The sequence below is a fragment of the Sulfurimonas sp. genome, from assembly GCF_026988655.1.
Classification (GTDB): domain Bacteria; phylum Campylobacterota; class Campylobacteria; order Campylobacterales; family Sulfurimonadaceae; genus Sulfurimonas.
Window position 1 is genome coordinate 1 of sequence record NZ_JALSKT010000076.1, and the last position, 8028, is coordinate 8028.

At 34.8% G+C, this 8028-nt stretch carries 7 protein-coding genes; 2 read left to right on the plus strand and 5 right to left on the minus strand.

Features of this window, described 5'->3' with window-relative positions; translation table 11 throughout:
- Positions 1-49: 49 nt before the first annotated feature.
- Complete coding sequence (locus tag MV052_RS08275; RefSeq protein ID WP_297443052.1) at positions 50-2086, minus strand: N-6 DNA methylase; 2037 nt, start codon at positions 2084-2086, stop codon at positions 50-52.
- Positions 2087-2225: 139 nt separating this feature from the next.
- Here MV052_RS08275 and MV052_RS08280 point away from each other — a divergent pair, with 139 nt between their 5' ends.
- Entirely contained in the window at positions 2226-3524 is a 1299-nt protein-coding gene (locus tag MV052_RS08280; RefSeq protein WP_297443054.1) for a hypothetical protein, read from the plus strand.
- Positions 3525-3576: 52 nt separating this feature from the next.
- A complete protein-coding gene (locus MV052_RS08285) occupies positions 3577-4317 on the plus strand; it encodes an exonuclease domain-containing protein (RefSeq protein WP_297443057.1) in 741 nt (246 codons plus the stop codon).
- 2 nt (positions 4318-4319) lie between these two features.
- On the opposite strand, the gene MV052_RS08290 is transcribed toward MV052_RS08285, so the two are convergent.
- From MV052_RS08290 to MV052_RS08305, 4 genes are all read right to left on the minus strand, one after another.
- Positions 4320-4742 carry a FecR domain-containing protein gene (locus MV052_RS08290; protein WP_297443061.1) on the minus strand — a complete coding sequence of 141 codons (423 nt, stop codon included), beginning with the start codon at positions 4740-4742 and terminating at the stop codon, positions 4320-4322.
- A 9-nt stretch (positions 4743-4751) separates the two neighbouring features.
- Positions 4752-6638 (minus strand): CHASE2 domain-containing protein, encoded by a 1887-nt coding sequence (locus tag MV052_RS08295; protein WP_297443063.1) that lies wholly within the window; start codon positions 6636-6638, stop codon positions 4752-4754.
- A 41-nt stretch (positions 6639-6679) separates the two neighbouring features.
- Positions 6680-7594 (minus strand): OmpA family protein, encoded by a 915-nt coding sequence (locus tag MV052_RS08300; protein ID WP_297443066.1) that lies wholly within the window; start codon positions 7592-7594, stop codon positions 6680-6682.
- Between the two features lie 97 nt (positions 7595-7691).
- Positions 7692-8028 (minus strand): Na+/H+ antiporter NhaC family protein (locus MV052_RS08305; RefSeq protein ID WP_297443069.1); only part of this gene is annotated, 337 nt, incomplete at its 5' end.

The following is an 8028-nucleotide window of genomic DNA, read 5'->3' on the forward strand; positions in this document are numbered from 1 at the left end:
CTAAACTCACCCCACTCAACACCTTTTAGCTTAGCATCGAGCAGGGCATCTACTTTCCCAGTCCTTGGCTCTCTCCTTGCCCTTTTAAGATATTGCTCACTTCCCATGCCAAGTAGTCACCTACTGTCTTTTTAAAGTCCTCTAAAGTGGGTTTAGTATCTATTGGTGCGGATTGATTCCAGTCTGCACCATTTTCAGGATCTATAGTGTTTTCGTAGTACTCTTTATCTGTAAAGATTTTTAGTTTGCTTCTGCCAAATCGTACTAAGTTTACTAGCTCTTCATATCGCCCTTTGGCATTGTCGGTATCTTTGAGGTTATTACTCGCCTTTTTACGGTTTGTTCTTGTGTAGCCATCGTTTGAGAAGTCTATAAACTTCACCATCTCATCTTTGTGATGCTTCTCACCCACTTTAAAAACATAGATATTCGTCTGTACACTCGACTTACCTATGAAAATATCTATAGGCATTTTAATGCTTGCTATAAGTGTGTTCTTAGAGAGTATCTCTTTGTTATACTCAACAGCTTTTCCACTTCCTGCTGAATTTTGGATGATGACAGAAGCATAACCTTTGTGCATCATACTCAGTGCTTTTTGTACAAAATTCATACCATTTCCGGGGGCGGAGTATGGAGGGTTAAGCACAAAGGCATCTGCAGGAAACTTATCCTCGACCTTTCCAAAACCATAATTCCCATCAAAATCTACTAATGAATCTTTGTTTAAGATGTTGGAGCTTCCATCTCCCATGAGTATCATATTTAAAATTGCTAACATATAAACGCTTGAGAGAAGTTCTAAACCTAAAAGTTGTTGTGACTTTATGGCTATCTCTTTTTGTCTAAGCTCATCAGGTGAAGTGATACTCTCTTTAGCATCATTGAGCATCTCATTCATAGCTGCGACTAAAAGACCAGCCGACCCCGTAGCAAAATCCCAGACAAAGGAGTCCTTGTTTACTCGTGCTAACTTCACTAAAGTAGAAGCTATATAAGAAGGAGTAAGTACAACATCGTTAAGTTTGTCTTGTGAAAAACCAAGCCAACCATACATTTCGTTAAAAAGTTTGCCTGTAAAGTCAGTTGTTAAGCCTATTTTGTAGTATATGCCTATGTCATCTATGATTTTAGTAAAGACTCTTTTGAGTTGACTCTCTCCATCTTTTATCTTGTTTATATTGGCAGTTGTGAGTGTGTTTTCTAGTGTTCTGAGTATCAACTCTTTTTTATCTTTAGGTATCTCTTTTTCATCTAAAAAATCTTCTATCTTTCTCATGACTATTTTGCCATCTGTGTTGTTGCCTGTTTCACTTATGGATTTGAGGTCAGATTTTTCTAGTGGGGGAACTTTTGAGGGAATTCCAATAGTGGCAATAATAGAAGCAGCTACAAGATAAACACGGTCGTTCTCTCCTAAGCCTTTTTCATTTTCGTAGATGTCATTATTGAGACTTTTTAGACTCGTGTCAATCTCTCGCTCTTTTTGCTCTTTGATCTCATCTAGTTCTTCTTGAGTGAGAGAGAGTGTTTTTACTTTTTCTATAAACGTATCAAAGTTCTTTGGAGTTAAAAAAGAAAAATCGGAAAACTCATCAATTTTTTGACCAACACCATAGTTACTTTTTGAGACAAAATAGACAGCGATTTGATGTTTTATAGCTCCTGTGGCATCTTTATAGCCTGTCATACCTATAGCTATAATGTCCGTGTAACTCGTATGATGCAAAATTGCATTTGCATAATGCACTGCACCATTGATGGCATACTCTTTTATATTTTTAAAATTAGGTTCATTTTTGCTGGTTTTGTTTGCCACTTGCCCTTTGGCATCAAGTTTTTCAAGTTTTCCTTTTAAGCCCTTGTACTCTATGAGGATAGGATAATTAACTAGATTTTTATCTCGCAATAATAACTTTGCATCAGGGCGATTACCCCCTTTACCTCCACCTTTTGAATGGTAATCATTGAGTGCTTTATCTATCTCACTATTTAAAGACTCTTGTTCTAGTTTATAGCTTAAGCCATAAGATTTTAGCCATCCGTTTGCTAAGTCTGCTATGTTTGGTTCTATTGATTGTGCCATCTACTTATCCATCATTAAGTTGTATTATTTTGTTGTATTTTAGCTGAAAATTGATTTAGAGTCATAATATTTGTTCAATAGTTTTACATTATTTTGAACTAAAACGCTATAATACTAAAAATTTCACGAGGAAAATCCTATGAAAAAAACATCCCTGATGCTTATTGCAACGCTTACTCTATCCCAAAGTCTTTTTGCTTCGCTTATTGTTTATAATTCTAACATTGGTCTTGTCCATGAAGAACGTAATATATCTCTCAAAAAGAGTGATACACAAATCATTTATAAAGATGTCGCAAGTACGATAGATACCGACTCAGTGAATGTAAAACTACCCTCTTGGGTTACACTTTACTCACAACAATATCGTTATGACAAACTCACAAAAAACAAACTTCTTGATGCCTACATCGGTAAAAATATTCAAGTAAATGACCGTAATGTCACCCTACTTTCATATAGTGGGAGTGATGCTTTAGTTCGAGAAAAAAACAAACAAATACGCAGTGTTAAAAGTAAAGACATTACCTTTGAGGAGATACCAAAAACACTTCTTTTAAAGCCTTCCCTTGTTTGGAATATCAAAGCACACAAGAGTCTAAACGCAGTAATGGAACTTGATTATCTTATAAAAAACATCTCTTTTAAGAGTGACTATATTCTCAATGTTAAAGGAGATAGAGCCAAACTTAGTGGATGGATAACCATTAACAACCGTTCTGGAAAAAACTTTACAAACACCGAGTTATCACTCTTAGCAGGAGATATTAACCGAGTGCAAAATGAAATACAACCTGTCATGTATAAGCAGGTGCGTATGCTAGCAGATTCTCCGCAAGTTTCACAACAAGCCTATGAAGGCTACCATTTTTATACCATTCCTTTTAAAGTCACTTTAGCAAACAATGAAAAAACGCAGATAAAATTTCTCACAAAAAATGCTCTTAAAATAAAAAGAGAATACGAATCACGCTTGAGTAATCCACTCTATCTACGAGGTGAGCATAAAAGCGATGTTACACAGTTCATCTCACTTGAAAAGTTAGATATTCCTCTGCCTCAAGGTATAGTCAGAACCTATGCAAAACTCAAAAATCAGACTATTTTACTCGGTCAAACGCAGCTAGCACATACACCTAAAAACACAAAAATAAAACTCAAAATCGGTAAAAACTTCGACATAAAAACACGCCAAAAAGTGCTCAAAAGAGAAGATACGAAACAGTGGCTAAGAAGTACGGTACTTTACAGTGTCACAAATGCTTCGCAAGAGAAAAAACATGTAACACTGCTTGTTCCTTTTAACAAAGATATTCACTCCAGCATAAAAACAAAACAAAAGTATGCTTTTACTAAGGGAAATTTAGTTACATTTAGCATCACCGTTGCGCCAAACGCAACAAAGAATTTTAAAGTAACATATGAGAGCAAAAGATAAGTACCTCTCCATAAATAACTCCAATTTGGAGTTATTTATGGAGAGGTACTTAATGGCAAAATACATAATATTAGACACAGAAACAACAGGAACAGGCGAAGAAGATAGAGTCATACAACTAGGTTATATGGTTCTTGGAGCTAAAGAGATAGAGGTGCATAATGAATTTTGTAGCAGTGACATTCCTATCAAATTCGGTGCGATGGAAGTACATGGCATTACACCAGATATGCTCGTCGATAAACCTGCTTGTACCCAAACCCCAGCATATAAACGCTTAGAAGAGCTTAACACTCCTGATAATTACATCATCATTCATAATGCTCCCTTTGACATTACTATGCTTGAAAAAGAGGGTTTTAAGACACAAATGAAAGTGATAGACACTCTCCGTGTTGCAAAACATGTCATGCCAGAAGAAGAAGCGCATAGATTGCAGTATTTTCGCTACAAAATGGAGCTTTATAAAGACGAACAAAAAGAGGCAGATGCTCTTGGCATAGAAGTCAAAGCACATGATGCAATCGGTGACGTCTTAGTTTTAAAACTTTTTCTCTCAAAACTAAAAGCAATAGTGCAAGAAAAATTTCCAGGAGAAAATCCAGTTGAGAAGATGGTTGATTTAACAAACACACCAATTCTTGTCACAACATTTAGATTTGGAAAACACAAAGGAAAATCACTTCAAGAAGTGGCTCTAGAAGATGCAGGGTATCTGCGCTGGATGCTTAAAAGCATGGATAACCTTGATGAAGACCTACGCTACTCCATCAACTACTATCTCGAAGCCTAAGCTTACTCTACTTTTACAGCAAACTTCGTCCCACGAATCGCCACAATGCCGCTTGGAGTTTTTAGCTCAAAAGCCTGTGGGGCTAAGTCACCTATCTTTCCTGATTCAAAAACTAAACTTCCTTTATGCAAAAACATTTTAAAATCATACTCTTTATTTGTAGGTTTAAAAACAAACTTACTAAGATTGATAACACTGTTTTGACCTAAAGTCAATGTGGATGTATCTTTAAAAATGATAAGCGCCATAGAACCTTGCTTAGTTATAACACTCATATTTTCATCAAGAATTGAACCTTTTGTAAGCGCTATCATTCCGTTTGCATTTTTTGCAAACACTTCACCCTTACAATCTTTGACAACTGCAATTTCTGCTGCGTTTAACAAACCTACAGCAAACATCAATACTAAAAATATATACTTCATCATCTCTCCTTAAATATCCATCTCATCAGAAAACTCTTCTGCTATCCTTCGAAATTCCTCTTTTATCTCAAAAAAAGCATCGACTAAGATTGGGTCAAAGTGTGCACCTCTACCCTCCTGTATAATCCTATAAGTATCTTCATAACTAAAAGATTCTTTATAGACTCTTCGACTAACAAGAGCATCATACACATCTGCAATGGCCATAAATCTACCCTCAAGAGGAATCTCATTAGCCATTAATCCCTCAGGGTACCCACTACCATCCCACTTTTCATGATGGGTATAGGCTATATTTTTTGCCATCTCAAAAAAGTTATTTTCTTCATAACTTTTAATAGCATTTTCTATAATAAGTCTTCCCAAATCAGGATGTGTTTTCATCACCTCATACTCAATAAAAGTAAGTTTTCCAGGTTTTTTCAGTATGGCATCTTCAATCCCTACTTTTCCAATGTCATGTAGTGGAGCAGTTCTGTACATCATTTTTATAAAAGTCGGGGTCAGTACCTTAGGAAAATATCCTTTTTTATGCAAATGTTCACCCAGCACTTTAATGTACTTTTTCGTTCGTATAATATGCGCACCGGTCTCTATGTCATGCACCTCAGCCACATGCACCATGCTATCTAAAAGTGCAACATGAGAACGATCAAGCTCTTCTGACATAAGTTTTTTCTCATACATATCTATTATCATAAAAGCGATACTCACAATCATAAAATTTACAATAAATGGAAGATAAAAGTATCCTGCTGAGATATAAATACTATCATGAAACCTAGATATTACCACTAACGTAAAAAGTATCGAACTTGTTACAATAACTAATACAGTAATAATATTTTTCTTTTTTGCAATAAGATAAAAAAGTAATAAGGTCACAATGATTGAGAAAATAATATTGATGATTTTATAAATATTAGGTTGCGTGAGCAATGTACCATTGAGAATATTATCCAAGGCAGTCATATGTATTTTTGTTCCAGTGCTTTTTGTACCACCACTGATGATCACTTGATCATGCAGACCAATAGAAGAGGAACCTACGAGTACTATTTTACCACTTAAGATACTCACTGGAACTTTTGCATGAAGGATGTCAATAGCTGAAACTTTTTTATACCATCCATCTTTATAAAAAGTCAACAAAAAAGAGCTATCTTTATCGAGGCTTTTCTCTGTATCAAAAATAGTAATCTTTTTATTTTGTATACTCATATTTGGATCTAGCTCAGATGCAACAGCCAAAGAGAATGAAGGAACAGGTATATTGTTATACTCTTTAAGCAATTCTATACGGCGAAGTACTCCATCTTTATCTATATCTGTATTGATAAACCCAAGATGTTTATTATTTTGTTGCAGAAGTGGCGTATTACACAGTGCGTATTCATATGTATTGAGTGCTAAACCTTTTGTATCTATTGTAATAGAAGGGGAAATATCGCAGTTATTTTTAGGAAAATATTCATGAGAAAGATAAATACTAAGAACACTTTCACTCTCTTGTAATACCTTTGAAAAAATCAAATCATTATCTTCCAAAACTTTGGGTAGCTTGGTAAAAGATGTTTTAAGATTAAAATAGTTTTGATAAAAAGCAGCCATCATATAAGGAGAAGTTCTATCTTTTTCAGGAAAGATAATATCTAAGCCAATAGCAGCAGGGTGAGAAGCATCAATCTTTGATATCAAGTCTGCTAAAACAACTCTTGGCCAAGGCCACTGTCCCATTTCTTGTAAACTTTTTTCATCAATGTCAACCATGATAGAGTATGATGAGTTGTTTTTATCTTCACTCATAGGAAACTGCTCAGCTATAAAATCATATACTTCATAATCTATTGCCTGAGTAAAATCACTCTTATACGCAAAATAATGACTTATCAACACGAAAAAGGCGATAAGAAAATAGAGACCAATTATATGTTTTTTTATTGAATGAATAGTTCTACCCTTCTATTTAATGGCTCTATTACTTCATCTGCCGTCTGCACTGCCAAATCAAGTTCTGAATGTGAAGAGACATCCATTTTAAGATATTTTACACCTGCTTTTTTGATACTGTTTGCCACACGCTCAGCTCTTTGTAGACCATTTTTTTGATTTTCTTTTACACTCTTTACCGTGTCGGTATGACCTATGATTTCTATATATGGATTATCTATCTCTTTTAATTTAGCAATAATTTTTTTCAATCTAATTTTTGATTTTTTATCTAAATTTCGATGCTCAAAATAAAGCACAAAATGGTAACGTTTGAGTTTACTCGTACTTAGTGTTGTACCAAAAAGCGTTTGCAGCTCTTTTGCTTGTAGTTTTTTAGGTTTTGAGATATTTTTATCTGCGGTAATCGTCACAGATTCATTTGGCTTATCCACAACAACAGCAGCTAAAGGCGTTTTAACTTCGATAGCTGTATCTTCTTTTCTTCCTTTGAGTAAAACTACAATCATCTCTATCTTCGGTTTTTTTATTTTTGGAGGAAGTGGTGCTACTTTACGTAGTTTCCTTGCCTGAAGTTTTAAGCTTACCACCTTTGTTTGAGAACAATTTTTATAAGCACTTTTAGCTCTAATATACTCTAGGCTTATCTGCTTTGGACTTAAACCTCTATCTATAAACATTTCCTCAACACTCTGAGCATACTCTTCATCTTCATCCCCACAGCTAGTATCTCCTCTGAGTATGAGTTGTACTTCTTTGTACTGTAATTCATAACTTCTAATAGTATTAAAGTATTCATTGAGTTTTGACTGATTTACTGCGTTTAGTTTCTCACCAACAAATTGAACTTTTCCAAGCAAAACAACTCTATCTTGTTGTTCTTTTGCACTAAGAGTGAGCAAACCACTAAGGCTTGTAAGGAATAAGAATAATAAAAATAATTTTTTAAAAATATACATAAATTTATTATATTTACTTTCTCCTTAAATTTTCTCTGAATTATGTCACATTTATGAAACTAAAGAGAATAAAAAGAGCAAAAGCAATGATTCCACTGATAAGAGCATATGGCAACTGCGTTTGGACATGTTCTATAACCTCACAATCACTTGCAAGCGATGAGATAATTGTTGTGTCAGAAATAGGTGAGCAGTGATCACCAAAAACACCCCCGCTAATAACTGCGCCGATGGCTAAAGCAACATCTGCATCCATTGTAACTGCCAAAGGTATAGCTATGGGAATCATAATGCTAAAAGTCCCCCAGGAAGTTCCTGTGGAAAATGAGATAAGCCCACTGAGTAAAAATATCAAGGCAGCTATAAAATATACATTA